The following is an 18,457-nucleotide window of genomic DNA, read 5'->3' on the forward strand; positions in this document are numbered from 1 at the left end:
TCGCTGGTGCCAGGCCTTTGCCTAACGGCGTGAAGTTTTTCAGCTCGCTTGCACCCACGCCGCCACTTAAATCGCGCCACAGGTCATGACCAAATGCCACTACCGCGCCTAAATTGGCTTCCGGGAATTTATCCTGCAAAGCACTCAGTGACTGATTGAAGGTTTTGCTGCCCTGACGAATGGCATCGAAATCGCCCTGAAAACTCGCTTCCAGCCAAACAGCGGCGCGACAATGTTCTGGCAGAATGCCAGTTTGAACACGAGACATGAATCCTCCTAAATGAACACGCCACTCTACGTGGCGTTTATTCCCTGATGATACCCAATCGCGGCGGCGCCTTCTTGAGAAGACGCAAACCCAGGGTTAATTTTTATCGACGCCAGATAATTTTACTGATTTTCCAGTTTTTGAGCGTGTCGTCAGATGGCATCAACTCCGGCGCACCATGCCATTCGCCGCTAAACAGATAGCTAATATGCTGGCTGTTAGGTGCTTTGCACTCAACGCCATCGCTGTCGTCACCGGTCGCTTTGACACACGAACCAAATGCTTTGTCATAAAGAGTGCTAAAGGTGGTGCCAATTTTAACGCCACTATCGGTTTCAATATCGCTATCCAGCACATCGACACGACTGACCGTACCTTTTTCGCCGTTAACGACAACCATCACCGTTCTGTCAGTCATGGCTTCATAGAAGCGCACAATATCGCCGTTATCGGTTTTCATGCCGCTGCGCAAACGGTAGTTATCGTTCAATGCACTGCTAACGGCTTTTTCATCCATTGGTGTGCTGGCAGTGATTTCACCCACACCTTGCTCGCTCACTTCAAGCGACGAACCGAACCAGTTCATTGGATTTGCCGCAGACCAGTTGACCGAAGACAGCGTCGAGCACCCACTTAAAACCAGTGGCAATCCTATTAGCATCAGGCGCAGTGTTTTCATCAGAAATTCCTTTATTAAGCATGGGGACGCGTTTTGGAGTACAAACTTTCCCAAAAGTGCCAGGTTAATCACGGCTAAGAGTGAAGTAATCGCGTAAACGTTGGCTGCTACACAGCCACCACAAGGCAAAGATATCGGCTATCAGCAGCGATAAAGTCACAGCGGTTAACTCTTCGCCTTGCCATAAAAGCAGCAGTTGCCAGGCCAGAACGATACCCTGCGCGGCAACTAAAACCCAGCGCCAAATCGCCCATAACCGAGGGTGCAAATGGCGACGACCGCTAATCATGAATGCCAGCGCGGCGGGGATACCGGGCAATAATCCAAACCAAAAAGTATCGCGGTCAGGATAGAACACACTGAGGATGGCATCGCCCTGCTGGCGGGACGCCGCTGCAAGCACCAACACAAACCAGGTTCGTGCCTGCAGCAGGAGAATACACCAAAACAAAATGGGTGTTTTCAGATTACCGTGAGTATCGTAATCCGACGGTGGATACAGCTCAGGCATTAATATTCCTGGTCTTCAATCAGCCGTTTGCCGAGTAGCATCACATCCTGCTGCTCGTACTCGAGCCGCTCATACATGCCAATCACCAGGTCGTTTTCTTCACGCACCATGATTTGAATTTTTGGGCAACCGCGGGCAATCAGCTTTTTTTCCAGCCGGCTGAGCAGCGCATTGGCGATGCCGCGACCACGAAATTCTGGGTGCACGCCGAGGTAATAAGCGGAGCCACGGTGGCCGTCATAGCCGCCCATTAATGAGCCAACGACTTCGCCCCCCACTTCCGCGACTAAGAACAGATCCGCGTCATGATTAAGTTTGCGCTCAATATCCATTTCAGGATCGTTCCACGGACGCAGTAAGTCGCAACGTTCCCAAAGCGTAATGACTTCTTCGAAATCATCCTGGCGAAAAACACGTATTTCCATGGGATCAGCCACCTGAAAGTCTAAAAGCCTGATTATGGCTTTAAGTTTCCGTTTAGCCAATAAGCAGCGAAAAAATGGCATACTAGCCACTCATTCATTTTTCGAAATAAAAATTCCGGAAAATGCTTGTCGTTTACCCTTTGCCGATACGCTATAAATGCCTATCAGCAATTTTGAAGATAAAAAAACTCGCCGTATGAGCAAAATTAAATCACTGACGCATTTGACTACTCGCCGCCAGCTACTGCTGACTGGTTTGGCTGCCTTAACCTTAACAGGCGTAAATAAGGCTTTGGCCAGTTCCGAAGCTAAACCCCTTAAAACCACCACTAACCACAGCAAACCGACGAAAAAATCTGGCGCTCGCCGGGTGGTGATGCTCGACCCAGGTCACGGCGGTATTGATACCGGCGCGATTGGTCATAATGGTTCCAAAGAGAAACATGTGGTACTGGCCATTGCTAAAAATGTGAGAAACATTTTAAAAAGTAATGGGATAGAGGCCAAACTCACACGTACCAGCGATGAATTTATTCCGCTATACGATCGCGTTGAAATCGCCCATAAACACGGTGCCGATCTCTTTATGTCGATTCATGCCGATGGATTTACCAACCCATCCGCAGCCGGTGCGTCGGTGTTTGCCCTTTCCAATCGTGGCGCCAGTAGTGCGATGGCAAAATACCTTTCTGATAAAGAAAACGCCGCCGATGACGTCGCGGGCAGCAAAGTGAAACACAAAGATCAGTATTTACAGCAGGTTCTGTTCGATTTGGTTCAAACCGATACCATCAAAAACAGCCTGACACTCGGCTCACATATCCTCAAACAGATAAAGCCAGTGCACAAACTGCACAGCCGTAATACGGAACAAGCGGCGTTTGTAGTCCTGAAATCACCGTCGATCCCGTCAGTACTGGTCGAAACCTCCTTCATCACTAATCCCGGTGAAGAGAAACTGCTTGGCACGACCGCGTTCCGCCAAAAAATTGCTAATGCCATTGCCTCTGGCGTCATTAGCTACTTCCATTGGTTTGATAACCAAAAAGCTCACAGCAAAAAACGTTGATGCCTATGAATACGCCTGATATTCACGCCGTAAAACAATTCCTGCTGCAATTGCAGGACACCATCTGCCAACAACTCAGCGCCGTTGATGGTGCCTCATTTGAAGAAGATAGCTGGCAGCGCGAAGGTGGCGGCGGTGGGCGCAGTCGGGTGTTACGTGGCGGGGGTATTTTTGAGCAAGCGGGAGTTAACTTCTCTCACGTTCATGGTGATGCCATGCCTGCATCAGCCACCGCACATCGTCCGGAACTTGCCGGACGCAGTTTTGAAGCAATGGGCGTGTCGCTGGTAGTGCATCCGCTCAACCCGTACATTCCCACCAGCCACGCCAATGTGCGTTTTTTCATCGCAGAAAAACCGGGCTGTGAACCGGTGTGGTGGTTCGGCGGTGGTTTTGACTTAACGCCGTTTTACGGTTTTGAAGAAGATGCCGTTCACTGGCATAAAACCGCGCACGACCTGTGCCAACCGTTTGGCGATGACGTATTCCCGCGTTACAAAAAGTGGTGCGACGATTACTTCTTTATTAAGCATCGCAACGAACAGCGCGGTATTGGCGGCTTGTTCTTTGACGATCTCAACACGCCTGATTTTGCGCATTGCTTTAGCTTTATGCAGGCAGTGGGCAACGGTTATCTGGATGCGTATTTGCCAATTGTCGAGCGACGCAAAGCGTTGCCGTGGGGCGAGCGTGAGCGCGACTTCCAGCTTTATCGTCGTGGCCGTTATGTCGAGTTTAATCTGGTGTGGGATCGTGGCACGTTATTTGGTTTGCAGACCGGCGGGCGTACAGAGTCGATTTTAATGTCGATGCCACCACTGGTGCGTTGGGAATATAACTATCAGCCAGAAGAAGGCAGCCCGGAGGCTGCCTTGTATCGTGATTTCTTGCCGGTTAAAGATTGGGTCTAACCCTGTTGTCGGATGACGCTTACGCTTATCCGACCTACAAGACTCCACCAAACAATCACAACGGAACGGTCTGCGCCTCAACTACCGCCAGCGCCACCATATTCACAATACGACGAACAGAAGCAATCGGCGTTAACACGTGCACCGGTTTCGCCACGCCCATCAGTACTGGCCCGACGGTCACCCCTTCGGAGCTTGAAACACGCAGTAAGTTGTAGCTAATGCGTGCCGCTTCCACGTTCGGCATGATCAGGATATTTGCCGAACCTTTCAGCGGGCTGTCTGGCATACGTTCGTTGCGAATGCTTTCCACCAATGCCGCATCACCGTGCATTTCGCCGTCAATTTCCAGCTCTGGTGCACGAGCACGCACCATCTCCAGCGTCGCGCGCATTTTGCAGGCGGCTTTTGAGTCGGAAGAACCGTAGTTGGAATGCGACAGCAGCGCAACTTTCGGCTCGATACCAAAGCGGCGCACCGTTTCTGCAGCCAGCAAAGTGATTTCGGTCAACTCTTCCGGCGATGGATCGTCATTGACGTAGGTGTCAGCAATAAAGGTGTTGCCGCTTGGCAGCAACAGCGCGTTCATCGCCCCCGCCGCTTTCACGCCTTCACGGTAGCCGAACAGCTTCTCAACCACACTAAAGTGCTCGTGATATTCACCGATGGTGCCACAAATCATCGCGTCAGCTTCACCACGATGCACCATGATAGCGCCGATCACCGTCGTGTTGCTGATCACCGCACGCTGCGCTTGTTCTTGCGTAATGCCGCGGCGTTTCATGATGTTGTAGTACTCGTTCCAGTACTCTTTGAAACGCGGATCGGATTCGTTATTCACGATTTCGAAGTCGACACCGGCGCGCATTTGCAGGCCCAGTTTCTTCAGACGCATTTCGATAACCGCCGGGCGGCCAATCAGAATCGGCTTCGCCAGGCCCAAGGTAATCAGTTCCTGAGTCGCATGCAGCACACGCGCTTCTTCACCTTCGGTCAGCACCACACGTTTCGGATCTTTACGCGCCTGCGAGAAGATCGGCTTCATAAACAGGTTAGTTTTGTAAACGAACTCGGTCAGTTTTTCGCGGTAAGCGTCGAAATCCTGAATTGGGCGCGTAGCCACACCGGTGTCCATTGCCGCTTTCGCTACCGCTGGTGCGATTTGCACGATTAGACGCGGGTCGAACGGTTTTGGAATCAGGTAATCCGGGCCGAAAGTCAGCTCTTCTTCGCCGTAAGCTGAAGCCACCACATCACTTTGCTCGGCATGTGCCAGCTCGGCAATGGCGTGAACTGCTGCCAGTTTCATCTCTTCGTTAATCGCCGTTGCGCCAACATCCAGCGCGCCACGGAAGATGAACGGGAAGCACAGCACGTTGTTCACCTGGTTTGGGAAGTCAGAACGGCCGGTGCAGATAATCGCATCAGGGCGCACTTCTTTTGCCAACGGTGGAAGGATTTCCGGTTCAGGGTTCGCCAACGCCAGAATCAGTGGCGAACGCGCCATCTTCTTGACCATTTCCTGTGTCATGGCTTTCGGGCCAGAACAACCGAGGAAAATATCCGCACCTTCAATGACTTCAAGCAGCGTGCGCTTGCCGTTATCGTCCACCGCGTAGGCCGCTTTAGTTTCCGCCATGTTGGCTTCACGGCCTTTGTAGATAACGCCTTTCGAGTCGCAAACCACGATGTTGTGTTTCTGGATACCCAACTGAACCAGCAGGTTCATACAGGCAATCGCAGAAGCGCCCGCGCCAGAAACCACCAGGCGGACATCAGAAATATTCTTCTCAACTACGCGCAGGCCGTTAAGCACCGCAGCGGTACAAATGATGGCTGTGCCGTGCTGATCGTCATGGAACACAGGAATGTTCATGCGCTCACGCAGTTTTTTCTCGATGTAGAAACACTCTGGGGCTTTGATGTCTTCTAAGTTGATGCCACCAAAAGTAGGTTCGAGCGCTGCGATAACTTCAATCAGCTTATCCGGATCCATTTCATCGACTTCGATATCAAACACATCGATACCGGCAAATTTCTTGAACAGAACCCCCTTACCTTCCATCACTGGCTTGCCTGCCAGTGCGCCGATGTTGCCCAGACCCAGCACTGCGGTGCCGTTGGAAATCACGCCGACCAGGTTGCCACGTGCGGTGTATTTGTAGGCCGCAAGCGGGTCTTTTTCTATCTCAAGACAAGGTGCCGCCACGCCCGGGGAGTATGCCAATGCCAGGTCACGCTGAGTGGCGAGTGGTTTGGTTGGTGATACCTGAATTTTTCCGGGAGTTGGGAATTCATGAAAATCGAGGGCACTTTGCTTCAGTTGTTCATCCATTTCTTCGTTCCTTTCTTATTACTCTCAAGGGTCGGTAAGGACTTTGTAGGCCACGTAGTATCGCGCTTGCAGGCGCTCTAAACTTTGAACATAGCCATACTATCAGCAACGACTTATAAAAATGTTAGAAAACCAGAACTACTATGTTACCTGGCATTAACAACAATGCCATGCCTATCTGCTATGCTTTTTAGTTATGCCTTTGATGAATTTTCGTCACAAGCAACATGGAGCATGTAAGTAATATTCTGTATTTTAAGGAGATAGTCATGAGCCAGCTAGAGAGTATCAAGAAGTTCACCACCGTTGTTGCCGACAGCGGCGATATCGAATCTATCCGCCATTACCAGCCTATTGATGCAACAACCAACCCCTCGTTATTACTGAAAGCCGCAGGTTTAGCGCACTATCAAACGCTCATTGATGATGCCATTGCTTACGGTAAACAGCGCGGAGACACGCTAGAAGCGCAGGTTGTACAGGCCAGCGACAAACTGGCAGTTAATTTCGGCGCGGAAATACTTAAAAGCATTCCTGGCCGTGTTTCGACGGAAGTCGACGCCCGCCTCTCTTTCGATAAAGAAAAAAGCATCGCCAAAGCGCGCCATTTGATTGCGCTTTATGAAGAAATTGGCATTGATAAATCGAGAGTTCTTATCAAACTCGCTTCAACATGGGAAGGGATTCGTGCTGCTGAGGAACTGCAAAAAGAAGGTATCGACTGCAATCTGACGCTACTGTTCTCATTTGCCCAGGCGCGTGCCTGTGCCGAAGCGGGCGTATTCCTGATATCACCGTTCGTTGGCCGTATCTACGACTGGTATCAGGCTCGTAAACCGATGGACCCGTATGTGGTTGAAGAAGATCCAGGCGTCAAATCGGTGCGCAATATCTATGATTACTTTAAGCAGCATAACTACAACACCATTGTGATGGGCGCGAGTTTCCGCCGCACCGAGCAAATTCTGGCGTTGGTGGGCTGCGACCGCCTGACTATCGCCCCTAACCTGCTGCAACAATTGCAGGAAAGTGATGAACCGGTAGTGCGTAAATTGGTGCCGACTTCGCAAGGCTTCCGCCGTCCAGAACCGATTAGCGAAGCTGATTTCCGTTGGGAACATAATCAGGATCCAATGGCCGTCGAAAAACTCGCAGAAGGCATCCGCCTGTTCGCCATTGATCAACGCAAACTGGAAGATTTACTCGCCGCCAAACTTTGAACGACAACCACGGAGTGAAACATGTCATCTCGTAAAGAGCTTGCTAATGCCATTCGTGCCCTGAGTATGGACGCGGTACAAAAAGCCAATTCGGGCCACCCAGGTGCACCGATGGGGATGGCAGATATTGCCGAAGTGTTATGGAATGACTTCTTGCACCATAATCCGACGAACCCCACCTGGGCTGACCGGGACAGATTTATTCTCTCCAACGGTCACGCCTCGATGCTGCTCTACAGCCTGTTGCATCTGAGCGGGTATGACTTGCCGATGGAGGAATTAAAAAACTTCCGTCAGCTTCACTCCAAAACCCCTGGCCACCCGGAAATTGGCTATACGCCAGGCGTGGAAACCACCACCGGTCCACTTGGCCAGGGTCTCGCTAATGCCGTCGGCATGGCGATTGCTGAACGCACATTAGGGGCGCAATTCAACCGCCCCGACCATGAAATTGTCGATCACTTTACTTACGTTTTTATGGGTGATGGTTGCCTGATGGAAGGCATCTCCCATGAAGTTTGTTCGCTAGCAGGAACGCTCGGGCTGGGCAAACTGATTGGCTTCTACGATCACAACGGCATCTCAATTGACGGTGAAACCGAAGGCTGGTTTACCGACGATACCGCGAAACGCTTTGAGGCTTATCACTGGCATGTGGTGCACGAAATTGACGGTCACGACCCCGAAGCCCTGAAGAAAGCCATTCAGGAAGCGCAGAGTGTTAAAGATAAACCGTCGCTGATTATTTGCCGTACCGTCATCGGTTTTGGCTCACCCAATAAAGCCGGTAAGGAAGAAGCGCATGGCTCACCGCTTGGTGAGCAAGAAGTAGCGCTCGCCCGTAAACAACTGGGCTGGAACTATCCGGCGTTTGAAATCCCAAAAGAGATTTATCACGCCTGGGATGCCAAAGAAAAAGGCGAGCAAGCGCAAGCCGTATGGAATGATAAATTCACCGCTTACGCCACAGCTCATCCTGAACTGGCCGCTGAATTTAACCGCCGGATGCACGGAGACATGCCAGAAAACTGGCAGGAAACTACGCAGAACTTCATCGAAAAATTGCAGGCTAATCCGGAAAAAATTGCCACCCGTAAAGCCTCGCAAAACGCGCTCAACGCCTATGGCCCGAGTTTGCCAGAGTTGCTTGGCGGCTCTGCGGATTTGGCCCCAAGTAACCTGACCATCTGGAAAGAGTCCAAATCCATCAAAGAGGACATCGCCGGGAATTACATTCACTATGGCGTGCGCGAATTCGGTATGACCGCCATCGCCAACGGCATCGCCCACCATGGCGGTTTTGTGCCATATACCGCCACGTTCCTGATGTTTGTTGAATATGCGCGTAATGCCGCGCGTATGGCAGCACTGATGAAAGCGCGGCAAATTATGGTGTATACCCACGATTCAATTGGCCTGGGTGAAGATGGCCCAACTCACCAGGCAGTTGAGCAACTCGCCAGCCTGCGCATGACACCAAACTTCAGCACCTGGCGCCCATGCGACCAGGTGGAAGCCGCGGTGGCGTGGAAAACGGCAATCGAGCGGCATAACGCCCCGACAGCTCTGATTCTTTCACGCCAGAACCTTGCGCAAATGGAACGCACGCCAGAACAGGTCAACGCCATCAGCCGTGGGGGTTACATTCTCAAAGACAGTGGCGGTACGCCGGATGTGATTCTGATCGCGACAGGTTCAGAGATGGAAATTACGGTGCTGGCGGCAGATAAGCTGGCGGCTGAAGGCCATAAAGTGCGCGTAGTTTCACTGCCTTCCACCGATATTTTTGATGCGCAGGAAGAGGCGTATCGCGAGTCAGTGTTGCCTTCTGGTGTTGCTGCACGAGTGGCGGTGGAAGCGAGTATTGCGGATTATTGGTACAAGTATGTCGGCCTGAAAGGGGCGATTGTTGGCATGACCACTTACGGGGAATCGGCACCTGCCGATAAGCTGTTCCCGTTCTTTGGCTTTACCACCGAGAATGTGGTGGCGAAGGCGAAGAAGGTTTTAGGTGTCTGATTCGTTTACGCTCTTGTAGGGCGGATAAGCTTGCGTCATCCGCCGTTGTACTCCGGTGCAATTGGCGGATGACACTGCGTTTATCCGCCCTACAATAAATCTTACTTCGTCACCCACAACGTCGGCCACGACGGGCTAGCATTCCAGCCGTCACACGTCGGTTCCTCGGCATAACGCACCAGACGGAAACGTTGCCCGTCGAAACGCCAGCGCGTCGCGACTCCGCAGTCACCGATACCGCGCCCTTTCGCAAGCGTGGTCAGCTCTTTATTGGTTTCGTCGTATCCTGAATTCATCAGTTCAAGTTCGGTGTTACCGCTTGCTGGTGTGAAAGGCAGTTTTAGATGGATTTGCCGTGCAGCGAACGGCTTCTGGCGCGATACCACCCACGCGAGATCGACAATATTGTAAGCTCCTGCCTCACAACCAATCATCAGCAACGCTTTGTCGTCACTGACAGCAAACACGCGAACATCCCGACGCGCAGGATCTAACGAGCATTGGCTGCTATTGATGCGCCAGGATCCATAATCCATTAAGTCGCTGACTTCCACTTGCGTCAATGGCGTCGGTGTTGGGTTAGTCAGTTTGACGGCTTTTAGAGCGGGAGCGGGCGGGACACTCAATGGCGGATCGTCACCTTTTTTGACCCAGGCTGTTTCGCTACCGACGCGCTGTTGCTGGCTATCAATAAACAGCAACGACGCTTTTAGTCCGCTGAGCGAGATGTTTCCTTTCCCTTGTTTCAGGGTAATGGCATCCGCATTGCCGACTTTTTCGAGGAAACCATTTATCGCATCCGCATCACCGGTTTTGAGATGGTGGGGTGTTATCTGCCATTTTTCCGCATCCAACACCAGCAGCTCGCCATCCACTAACAACTGTGAGGCAATCGGCAGCGCTGTCATGTCGGCAGTGGTCATATTGCCTAAATCGATTCTCAGCGTCGCGTCGGTATGCGCACCGGCACTGCGGGTCAGTGTCATGACCAGACCTTTATGCAGCCCAGAATTACGGGCTGAACAAAAATTTTGGTTGTTGCAGGTGACTTGCCAATCGGAAAACGATTTTTGTGCCGCTGCCGCAAAGGCAGAGTTCGCTATAAAGAATAAAAACAGTAACAGCGATGCTTTGCGCAGAAACATTGGCGACACGTATCCTGAGAAGACGAAGAGAAAAAATGGACAAAATGTGGCGATATCTTCGTCTGGTTAACGTTTGTACTCAATCAGATTTATCGGATAGATATTGTTAAAAACACCCATCCATAATCCATTGAATTTTAAACTCTTTAATCCATAAATCCGCGTAATTTCAGCTGTTGTAACAGAATGACTGTTTTTCCATCACGAATTTCACCTGTCGCGACCATTTCCATCGCTTGTTGGAAGGGAATTTCGAGCACATCGATATCTTCGTCATCAATCCCACCACCCGCATTTTCGCGTTGAGCGTCGCTGTATTCCGCCATGTAGAAATGGATTAACTCGGTGACACCGCCCGGCGACATATACAGCTCGAACAATTTTTCAACGTCCCCGACCTCGTAACCCGTTTCTTCGATGGCTTCTTTACGCGCACAAACTTCCGGTTCGTCGGCATCCAACAGCCCCGCGCAAGTTTCAATCAACATGCCGTCAGGATTACCGTTGACCCACGTCGCGACGCGGAACTGGCGTGTCAGCACCACGGTTTTTTTATCGCGGTTATACAGCATCATAGTCGCGCCGTTACCCCGGTCATAGACTTCGCGTTTATGGCGAATCGCTTCGGAGTCGTTACGGTATAAATCGTAGGTGATATTGCGCAGGATGAAGTAATTATCTGAGAGGATTTTATCTTTGATGACTTCGATTTTAATCGACATACCGTCTCCACAGCGAGTTAGGGGAGCCGATAATCATAGGCTGCTAAGTGGGTAAGCGTCAATTTGATTACCCTCACCCCGGCCCTCTCCCACAGGAGAGGGAGAGAACCGAACCCGTTCCTTCTCCCTCAGGGAGAAGGTCAGGATGAGGGTGGTTACAGACTAAAAGCCATTTTTTACTTCGCTCATATCCGGCAACTTATGTGCAATCCCCTTGTGGCAATCCACACAAGTCTGCCCATCTTTAACTGCTTTATCGTGCATTTTCGCCGCTACAGTTTTCTGCGCGGTGAAATCCATGTAGTCAAAGTTGTGGCAGTTGCGGCACTCTTGCGAGTTGTTGTCTTTCATCCTGCGCCACTCGTTTTGCGCCATCGCCAGACGATGGTCATTAAACTTTTGTGGCGTGTCGATTATGCCAAACGCTTTGGCATACAACTCTTTGCTGGCCTGAAGTTTACGGATAATTTTCGGCACCCACTCGTGCGGGACATGGCAATCCGGGCAAGTGGCCCGCACGCCGCTACGGTTGTTGTAATGCACGGTCTGCATGTATTCCTCGTAGACGTTGGCGCGCATTTCATGGCAGCCGATACAAAATTCTTCGCGGTTAGTCATTTCCATGCCGGTGTTAAAACCGCCCCAGAAAATAATCCCACCAGCGAAGCCAATCAGCAGCAACGTGCCCAGAGCCAGGCGGCTCGGGCGACGCCACCACTGCCATATACGGCGGATGATGCCGGGTTTACCGGTTGATTTATCCATAATGGCCCCTAGTTTCCAAAGCCTTTAGACGGCGTGAAGGTGTTTTCCACAATCGGTGTCGCATCGGTTTGAGGAACATGACATTGCAGGCAGAAATAGCGGCGCGGTGCGACGTTCGAAAGCACTTTGCCATCGCTATCCATGAAGTGCGTCGGGCTGACACGCGGCGCTCCTGTGGTGCGGTAATGTTCAACGCCATGGCATTGCAGGCAACGGTTAGTGTTTTTGCTCACCTGATAACCGTCAACGCTATGCGGGATCATTGGCGGCTGGTTCACGTAGTTGAGCGCCATGCGCCCCTGCTGTTTAGGCATTTTTACCGAACCTTCCGGCGTGCCTGAAACTTCAGGAGATGGTGTGAGATCGACGCTGTTCGCCGCCCACAATGCGCCACTCACCAGCAGCGTCAATGCCGCCATCCATTTGAATAACATTCTGTTTTTCATGATATCCCCCTTACACCTTCGCCAGTTTGACAGCGCATTTCTTATAATCCGTCTCTTTTGAAAGCGGATCGGTCGCGTCGAGCGTCAGGTTATTGACCAGTTGCGCGGCGTCGAAGAACGGCATGTACACCAGCCCCTGCGGCGGCTTGTTACGACCACGGGTTTCGACAATCGAAATCACTTCGCCACGGCGTGAAATCACTTTCACTTTGTCGCCACGACGCAAATCACGCGCTTTGGCATCAAGCGGATGAATAAACAACACCGCTTCCGGGAAGGCACGATGCAGTTCCGGTACACGGCGTGTCATGCTGCCGGTATGCCAGTGTTCCAGCACGCGCCCGGTGGATAACCACAGGTCGTATTCCTGGTCCGGGGATTCTGCCGCAGGCTCAAATGGCAGTGCGAAGATCACCGCTTTGCCGTCGGGTTTGCCATAGAATTTGAAGCCTTCGCCCGCTTTCACATACGGGTCGTGGCCTTCGCTGTAGCGCCACAGCGTTTCTTTGCCATCAACCACCGGCCAGCGTAAACCGCGCGCTTTGTGGTAATCATCAAACGGAGCCAGGTCATGCCCGTGGCCACGCCCAAAACTGGCGTACTCCTCGAACAACCCTTTTTGCAGGTAGAAACCTAACTCGTGGGATTCGTCATTCAACTGCCCTTCAGCCAGTTCCGTGACCGGGAATTTGCTGACACTGGAGTTGGCAAACAGCACGTCAAACAGCGTTTTGCCACGATACTCCGGTTTCTGGTCGAGCAATTCAGCTGGCCACACTTCTTCAACTTTGAAGCGTTTCGCAAACTGGACGAGCTGCCAGAGATCGGATTTAGCCTCACCCGGTGCTTTAACCTGCTGACGCCAGAACTGGGTGCGGCGTTCGGCATTGCCGTAAGCGCCTTCTTTTTCCACCCACATTGCGGTTGGCAGGATCAGATCCGCGCTTAATGCGCTGATCGTCGGGTAAGGATCGGAGACAATCACGAAGTTGCGCGGATCGCGCCAGCCCGGCATTCGTTCTTCGGTAATGTTCGGCCCGGCCTGCATGTTGTTGTTACACATCACCCAGTAAACGTTGAGCTTGCCATCTTTCAGCGCACGGTCTTGTGCCACGGCATGTAAACCGACTTTCGCCGGGATGGTGCCAGCAGGAAGTTGCCAGGTATTTTCGACGATTTGGCGGTGTTTCTCGTTGGTCACCACCATGTCGGCTGGCAGGCGGTGAGAGAAAGTCCCGACTTCACGCGCCGTGCCACAAGCCGAAGGCTGGCCGGTTAACGAGAACGGCCCACAGCCAGGCTGGGAAATTTTGCCGGTCAATAAGTGGATGTTGTAAACCAGGTTGTTAGCCCAGACACCGCGTGAGTGCTGGTTGAAGCCCATCGTCCAGTAAGAAATGACTTTCTTGTTCGGGTCGGCGTACAACTTCGCAAGCGCTTCGAGTTGGTCTGTCGGTACACCGCTCATCTCAGCGGTTTTTTCCAGCGTGTACTCGGCAACGAACGCTTTGTAATCCTCAAAGCTCATCGGCTCGGAGGCATCAGAACCTGGGTTTTTGGCGGCTTTTTCCAGCGGATGGGTTGGGCGCAAACCGTAGCCGATATCCGTCACGCCTTTGCGCAGATTCACATGCTGCTTAAAGAACGATTCGTTGATGGCATTGTTCTGAATGATGTAGTTCGCGATGTAGTTAAGAATCGCCAGGTCGCTTTGCGGCGTAAACACCATGCCGTTGTCGGCCAGCTCAAAGCTTCGATGCTCGAAAGTCGAAAGAACCGCGACGTTAACATTTTCATTCGACAGACGACGGCTGGTGATGCGCGACCATAAAACCGGATGCATCTCGGCCATGTTCGAGCCCCACAGCACGAAGACGTCGGCCTGCTCGATGTCGTCGTAGCAACCCATCGGTTCGTCCATGCCGAAAGTGCGCATAAAGCCCACCACCGCCGAAGCCATGCAGTGGCGCGCGTTCGGGTCGAGGTTGTTAGAACGAAAACCGGCTTTGAATAATTTAGAGGCAGCGTAACCTTCCCAAACCGTCCACTGACCGGAGCCAAACATCCCGACCGCTTCCGGCCCTTTTTCCTTCAGGCTGGCTTTAAATTTTTGTTCCATGATGTCAAAGGCCTGCTCCCAGCTGATGGGAGCGAATTCGCCTTCTTTGTCGTACTGGCCGTCTTTCATGCGCAACAGCGGCTGGGTAAGGCGGTCTTTTCCGTACATGATTTTTGGCAGGAAGTAGCCTTTGATGCAGTTCAGGCCACGGTTTACCGGCGCATCAGGGTCGCCCTGGCTTGCCACTACGCGTCCATCTTGTGTGCCGACTAATACGCCACAACCGGTGCCACAAAAACGGCACGGGGCTTTATCCCATTTGATGGCGTCTTGCTTCCCGACAACGGCTCGGGCAACGCTCGGTACGCTAAGACCTGCGGCAGCCGCCGCGGCTGCAATAGCGTTCGCTTTCATAAAGCTACGACGACTGAGTTTCATGGTGTTTCCTCACCTTGCTCATCCTGCTGGTGATAAACCAGCGACACCGCCAGCACACCCGCAATATTGCGTGCCGACTCAATTTGATTCAGCAGCACATCACTGCGCGCTGCCTCCATAACCACGACTAATTTGCCGTGTTCAGCATCACTTGCTGCAACTTCGCTGCCCGGTAGTTCGTTTATTGCGGCGCCAACCGCGAGAATATTGTGGGGTTGGGCCTGAACCACCAGGCCTGCGACGTGCCAGTTAGCCTGCATTTGCGTGTCTCATAGTGATGGCTGAAACCGGACAACCGGCAATACATGCGCCGCAAGCGGTGCAATCAGCGTGGTTAAGTAGAGGTTGTGCGATGCCTTGTAGCGAGGGGCGAAAGGCAATCGCCTGAGTTTCGCAACTGTCCTGGCAACTGCGGCACTCGATGCTGTTTCTGGCAAGGCAGTTATCGCCAATCGACAAGGTATGTTCCCAGGGGGAAACCTCGCGTTTAAGAAAGATTTTTTCAGGGCAAGCTTGCGCGCAGGCGTAGCAGAAGGTGCATTCACCGTGGGCAAAGTTAACTTCGGGATAGCCACCCTGACCGCGTTTTAAAACACGTGTTTCACAGGCCGACAGGCAGGCATCGCAGCGCGTGCAATCCACCAGAAAATGGTTTTCATCTCCGCTCCAGGGTGGGCGGAAGGCAGTACCGGAGCGGCGAAAGCTGCCGGTTAATAGTCCACGTCGGGAAAAATCAGCCATAAGGCACATCCTTGCATCACAAAAGCCAGGCTCCACATCGCGAAGCTGGCAAAGATAACTTTGTTATTTCCATACTTTTTATGAGTTTTGTAGGGTGGATAAGCGTTAGCGTCATCCACCATTTACGCCAGTGGTGTCGGATGCCGCTGCGCTTATCCGACCTACGAAGACGTTTGTCATCAGTCTCAGATAACGTTGTTATTTCCATACTTTTTATGAGCGTTACCATATGTGACGAAGGGGTGGTAGAGGCATCACCCTTTAGGGGTAAATACAGGGGTGGGATCAAAAAGGAATTCGTTTTGTAAAACAAACACTCACCCCGACACAAAGCCGGGGTGAGATTTGCCGTTAATTCAGGCGCTGAGGGGGAACCGCCAGATATTCCATTATTCCCGCAGCGGCATGGCGGCCTTCCGCCATCGCGGTCACCACCAGGTCGGCGCCACGTACCGCATCGCCCCCGGCAAAAATTTTCGGGTTGCTGGTTTGGTATCGCAATTTATCCTCAACGCTGGCGATGATTCGCCCCCAGCTGTCGAGTTTCACGCTGTGCTCTTCCAGCCACGGCATACCGTGCGGGTGGAAGCCAAATGCCATAATCACCGCATCTGCTGGCATCACAAATTCGGAACCTTCAATCGGTTCCGGACGACGGCGGCCTTGCTCATCCGGCTCACCCATGCGCGTGCGCAGCATGCGAATTCCCATCACCTGGCCACTTTCATCAAGCTCAATGTTCAGCGGCTGCACGTTGAACTCAAACAATGCCCCTTCTTCGCGGGCATTTTTGACCTCTTTTTTGGAGCCCGGCATGTTGGCTTCGTCGCGACGATAAGCACATGTCACCCGCTCCGCCCCATGGCGTAAAGAAGTGCGCACACAGTCCATTGCCGTGTCTCCACCGCCCAAAACTACCACCTGCTGACCCGCCATATTGATATACGGTTCATCAGGTAATTCAGGCAGCCCCATCACCTGTTTGGTGTTAGCAATCAGGAACGGTAGCGCGTCGTAAACCCCTGGCGCGTCTTCGTTTGGCAGCCCGGCTTTCATTGAGCGGTACGTGCCAACACCAACAAATACCGCATCAAACTCAGCCAGAACCTGTTGCAGCGGAATGTCACGACCCACTTCAGTGTTGAGTTTAAATTCGATACCCATCGCACTGAAAATCTCACGACGACGGCTTAATAACGATTTATCCAGCTTGAACGCAGGAATGCCAAACGTCAGCAGCCCGCCGATTTCTGGATGGCGGTCAAACACCGTGGCCTGAACGCCGTTTCGCGCCAGAATATCTGCACAGGCAAGCCCAGCCGGGCCTGCGCCAATCACCGCGACACGGCGGTTTGTCGGTGTGACATAAGAGAGGTCCGGCGTCCAGCCGCTCGCAAACGCATTATCGGAAATATAACGTTCAATATTGCCGATGGTGACAGCACCGTATTCATCTTTGAGGGTACAGGCGCTTTCACATAAGCGGTCTTGCGGGCAGACGCGTCCGGTCACCTCCGGCAGGCAGTTTGTCTGATGCGAAAGCTCGACAGCTTCCAGAATGCGCCCTTCTTTGACCAGTTCAATCCACTGTGGAATATGGTTGTGCAGCGGGCAAGTCCATTCACAAATACTGTGTTCACCGCATTTCAGACAGCGGTCGGCCTGGCTTTCCGCCTGGATTTTATCGAAGGTACGATAGATTTCACCAAAGCCGGTTTTGCGTGATACCAGGTCAATTTTGTCGGGGTCTTGTCGCGCTGGTGTGGCGCGCATTTTGTTCACTTTGGTTAAGTCAGCAGCCAGCAACGGCTGTTGCGCCATGTGTTGCTGCGCGCTACTGTGCCACGGCTGAGATTCCTGAGCCGCGGAGCGTAAACGCCGGGCTTTTGCCAGCCCAGCAAGTGTTTCACTGCTGATGAGTTTCAGTGCTTTACTGGGGCAGTTTTCTACACAAGCCGGGCCATTTTCACGGTGCTGGCATAAATCGCATTTATGGGCGCTGGCTTTTACCGACCGGCCATCATTAAGCGGAACGGTGATGATTTGCATGGCACCAAACGGGCAGGCTACCACGCAGGATTTGCAGCCGATGCACTTGCGCTGGTTAACCTGCACACTCTCTCTGACGCGGGATATTGCTTCATTTGGGCAACTGCTGGCACATGGGGCATCTTCACAATGGCGGCAAGTCACGGCATTGCATCGTCCCTCATGCTTAATCACCGCAATCCGTGGCTGGAATTGTTGGCTGGTCAGAACATGCTTTTCTTCATTGTGGGACATCACACATGCCACTTCGCAGGCATGGCAGCCAATACATTGTTGAGCATTAGCGAGAACAAAACGATTCATCTTTACCCCTTGCCTGTTATCAAGAACAGAAGGCGATTACTCGTTAGCATTCAAGTTGCAGGTAGGCGGCCAGGGAGCTTATCCCGATGAGCTTACTTAAGTAAGTGATTCGGGTAAGTGAGTGCAGCCAACACCCCTGCGGCTTGAAGGATGACGGGTAAATTTTTTATGGGGTGATGTTATCACCTGGGTAACCAATCACTGGCAATGGTCATTTGCCCAGTTTGCTCTGAAATCTGCTAATAACCTGGTACGGATCAATTTCTTTTCGTGTTTGATGAAACCTCGTTTTTCTGCGTTTTGTTATGCAGCAGTTATGCTTGTGATGTCACAGAGTTAATTCCTAAGCCCT

Annotated in this window: 17 protein-coding genes; 4 read left to right on the forward strand and 13 right to left on the reverse strand. The window is 52.2% G+C overall.

The annotated features are described in order from the left end of the window. The 4 genes from MES37_RS02580 to MES37_RS02595 form a co-directional block, all read right to left on the reverse strand. Positions 1-268: Dyp-type peroxidase domain-containing protein (locus tag MES37_RS02580; protein ID WP_237930046.1), on the reverse strand; the 268-nt coding region annotated here is incomplete at its 3' end. 103 nt (positions 269-371) lie between these two features. Beyond that, positions 372-947, reverse strand: coding sequence for an RpoE-regulated lipoprotein (locus MES37_RS02585; protein WP_237930047.1), 576 nt, complete (start codon positions 945-947; stop codon positions 372-374). Positions 948-1,011: 64 nt separating this feature from the next. Then, complete coding sequence (locus MES37_RS02590) at positions 1,012-1,458, reverse strand: DUF2919 domain-containing protein (protein ID WP_064544566.1); 447 nt, start codon at positions 1,456-1,458, stop codon at positions 1,012-1,014. Next, positions 1,458-1,883 carry a GNAT family acetyltransferase gene (locus MES37_RS02595; RefSeq protein ID WP_064544564.1) on the reverse strand — a complete coding sequence of 142 codons (426 nt, stop codon included), beginning with the start codon at positions 1,881-1,883 and terminating at the stop codon, positions 1,458-1,460. The genes MES37_RS02590 and MES37_RS02595 overlap by 1 nt, the downstream gene beginning before the upstream one ends. 196 nt (positions 1,884-2,079) lie before the next feature. Here MES37_RS02595 and amiA point away from each other — a divergent pair, with 196 nt between their 5' ends. Continuing rightward, on the forward strand, positions 2,080-2,952 hold the full coding sequence (gene amiA / locus MES37_RS02600) for an N-acetylmuramoyl-L-alanine amidase AmiA (RefSeq protein WP_064544604.1): 873 nt from the start codon (positions 2,080-2,082) through the stop codon (positions 2,950-2,952). 5 nt (positions 2,953-2,957) lie between these two features. Further along, positions 2,958-3,863, forward strand: coding sequence for an oxygen-dependent coproporphyrinogen oxidase (gene hemF, locus MES37_RS02605; protein WP_064544603.1), 906 nt, complete (start codon positions 2,958-2,960; stop codon positions 3,861-3,863). A 55-nt stretch (positions 3,864-3,918) separates the two neighbouring features. On the opposite strand, the gene maeB is transcribed toward hemF, so the two are convergent. Further along, positions 3,919-6,198 (reverse strand): NADP-dependent oxaloacetate-decarboxylating malate dehydrogenase, encoded by a 2,280-nt coding sequence (gene maeB / locus MES37_RS02610; protein ID WP_064544563.1) that lies wholly within the window; start codon positions 6,196-6,198, stop codon positions 3,919-3,921. A gap of 269 nt (positions 6,199-6,467) precedes the next feature. Between maeB and tal the strand changes: the two genes are divergently transcribed. Both tal and tkt read left to right on the forward strand, forming a co-directional pair. Continuing rightward, positions 6,468-7,418: a transaldolase gene (gene tal, locus MES37_RS02615; RefSeq protein ID WP_064544560.1), complete on the forward strand. Its 951-nt coding sequence runs from the start codon at positions 6,468-6,470 to the stop codon at positions 7,416-7,418. Positions 7,419-7,439: 21 nt separating this feature from the next. Beyond that, positions 7,440-9,437, forward strand: coding sequence for a transketolase (tkt, locus tag MES37_RS02620; RefSeq protein WP_237930048.1), 1,998 nt, complete (start codon positions 7,440-7,442; stop codon positions 9,435-9,437). Positions 9,438-9,538: 101 nt separating this feature from the next. Here tkt and MES37_RS02625 read toward each other — a convergent pair whose 3' ends face one another. The 8 genes from MES37_RS02625 to aegA all read right to left on the reverse strand — a co-directional run bounded on the left by MES37_RS02625 (position 9,539) and on the right by aegA (position 18,105). After that, positions 9,539-10,576: a DUF1176 domain-containing protein gene (locus MES37_RS02625; RefSeq protein WP_370090882.1), complete on the reverse strand. Its 1,038-nt coding sequence runs from the start codon at positions 10,574-10,576 to the stop codon at positions 9,539-9,541. Positions 10,577-10,728: 152 nt separating this feature from the next. Further along, complete coding sequence (gene nudK, locus MES37_RS02630) at positions 10,729-11,304, reverse strand: GDP-mannose pyrophosphatase NudK (protein ID WP_064544556.1); 576 nt, start codon at positions 11,302-11,304, stop codon at positions 10,729-10,731. Between the two features lie 162 nt (positions 11,305-11,466). After that, entirely contained in the window at positions 11,467-12,069 is a 603-nt protein-coding gene (gene napC / locus MES37_RS02635) for a cytochrome c-type protein NapC (protein ID WP_064544554.1), read from the reverse strand. A gap of 8 nt (positions 12,070-12,077) precedes the next feature. Next, positions 12,078-12,515: a nitrate reductase cytochrome c-type subunit gene (napB, locus tag MES37_RS02640; RefSeq protein ID WP_064544552.1), complete on the reverse strand. Its 438-nt coding sequence runs from the start codon at positions 12,513-12,515 to the stop codon at positions 12,078-12,080. Between the two features lie 10 nt (positions 12,516-12,525). Further along, positions 12,526-15,012 (reverse strand): nitrate reductase catalytic subunit NapA, encoded by a 2,487-nt coding sequence (gene napA, locus MES37_RS02645; protein ID WP_237930049.1) that lies wholly within the window; start codon positions 15,010-15,012, stop codon positions 12,526-12,528. Then, positions 15,009-15,272 (reverse strand): chaperone NapD, encoded by a 264-nt coding sequence (napD, locus tag MES37_RS02650; protein WP_064544547.1) that lies wholly within the window; start codon positions 15,270-15,272, stop codon positions 15,009-15,011. The genes napA and napD overlap by 4 nt, the downstream gene beginning before the upstream one ends. Then, on the reverse strand, positions 15,262-15,753 hold the full coding sequence (gene napF, locus MES37_RS02655; RefSeq protein WP_133522004.1) for a ferredoxin-type protein NapF: 492 nt from the start codon (positions 15,751-15,753) through the stop codon (positions 15,262-15,264). Before napF ends, napD begins: the two co-directional genes overlap by 11 nt. 351 nt (positions 15,754-16,104) lie before the next feature. Further along, entirely contained in the window at positions 16,105-18,105 is a 2,001-nt protein-coding gene (gene aegA, locus MES37_RS02660) for a formate-dependent uric acid utilization protein AegA (RefSeq protein ID WP_237930050.1), read from the reverse strand. Between the last annotated feature and the right edge of the window lie 352 nt (positions 18,106-18,457).

It is taken from the genome of Buttiauxella sp. S19-1 (assembly GCF_022134725.1).
GTDB classification, from domain to species: Bacteria; Pseudomonadota; Gammaproteobacteria; order Enterobacterales; family Enterobacteriaceae; genus Buttiauxella; species Buttiauxella ferragutiae.

Coding starts and splice junctions, on each gene's coding strand:
- MES37_RS02585 (WP_237930047.1), bottom strand. CDS start 947: ATGAAAACACTGCGCCTGATGCTAATAGGATTGCCACTGGTTTTAAGT.
- MES37_RS02590 (WP_064544566.1), bottom strand. CDS start 1,458: ATGCCTGAGCTGTATCCACCGTCGGATTACGATACTCACGGTAATCTG.
- MES37_RS02595 (WP_064544564.1), bottom strand. CDS start 1,883: ATGGAAATACGTGTTTTTCGCCAGGATGATTTCGAAGAAGTCATTACG.
- amiA (WP_064544604.1), top strand. CDS start 2,080: ATGAGCAAAATTAAATCACTGACGCATTTGACTACTCGCCGCCAGCTA.
- hemF (WP_064544603.1), top strand. CDS start 2,958: ATGAATACGCCTGATATTCACGCCGTAAAACAATTCCTGCTGCAATTG.
- maeB (WP_064544563.1), bottom strand. CDS start 6,198: ATGGATGAACAACTGAAGCAAAGTGCCCTCGATTTTCATGAATTCCCA.
- tal (WP_064544560.1), top strand. CDS start 6,468: ATGAGCCAGCTAGAGAGTATCAAGAAGTTCACCACCGTTGTTGCCGAC.
- tkt (WP_237930048.1), top strand. CDS start 7,440: ATGTCATCTCGTAAAGAGCTTGCTAATGCCATTCGTGCCCTGAGTATG.
- nudK (WP_064544556.1), bottom strand. CDS start 11,304: ATGTCGATTAAAATCGAAGTCATCAAAGATAAAATCCTCTCAGATAAT.
- napC (WP_064544554.1), bottom strand. CDS start 12,069: ATGGATAAATCAACCGGTAAACCCGGCATCATCCGCCGTATATGGCAG.
- napB (WP_064544552.1), bottom strand. CDS start 12,515: ATGAAAAACAGAATGTTATTCAAATGGATGGCGGCATTGACGCTGCTG.
- napA (WP_237930049.1), bottom strand. CDS start 15,012: ATGAAACTCAGTCGTCGTAGCTTTATGAAAGCGAACGCTATTGCAGCC.
- napD (WP_064544547.1), bottom strand. CDS start 15,272: ATGCAGGCTAACTGGCACGTCGCAGGCCTGGTGGTTCAGGCCCAACCC.
- napF (WP_133522004.1), bottom strand. CDS start 15,753: ATGGCTGATTTTTCCCGACGTGGACTATTAACCGGCAGCTTTCGCCGC.
- aegA (WP_237930050.1), bottom strand. CDS start 18,105: ATGAATCGTTTTGTTCTCGCTAATGCTCAACAATGTATTGGCTGCCAT.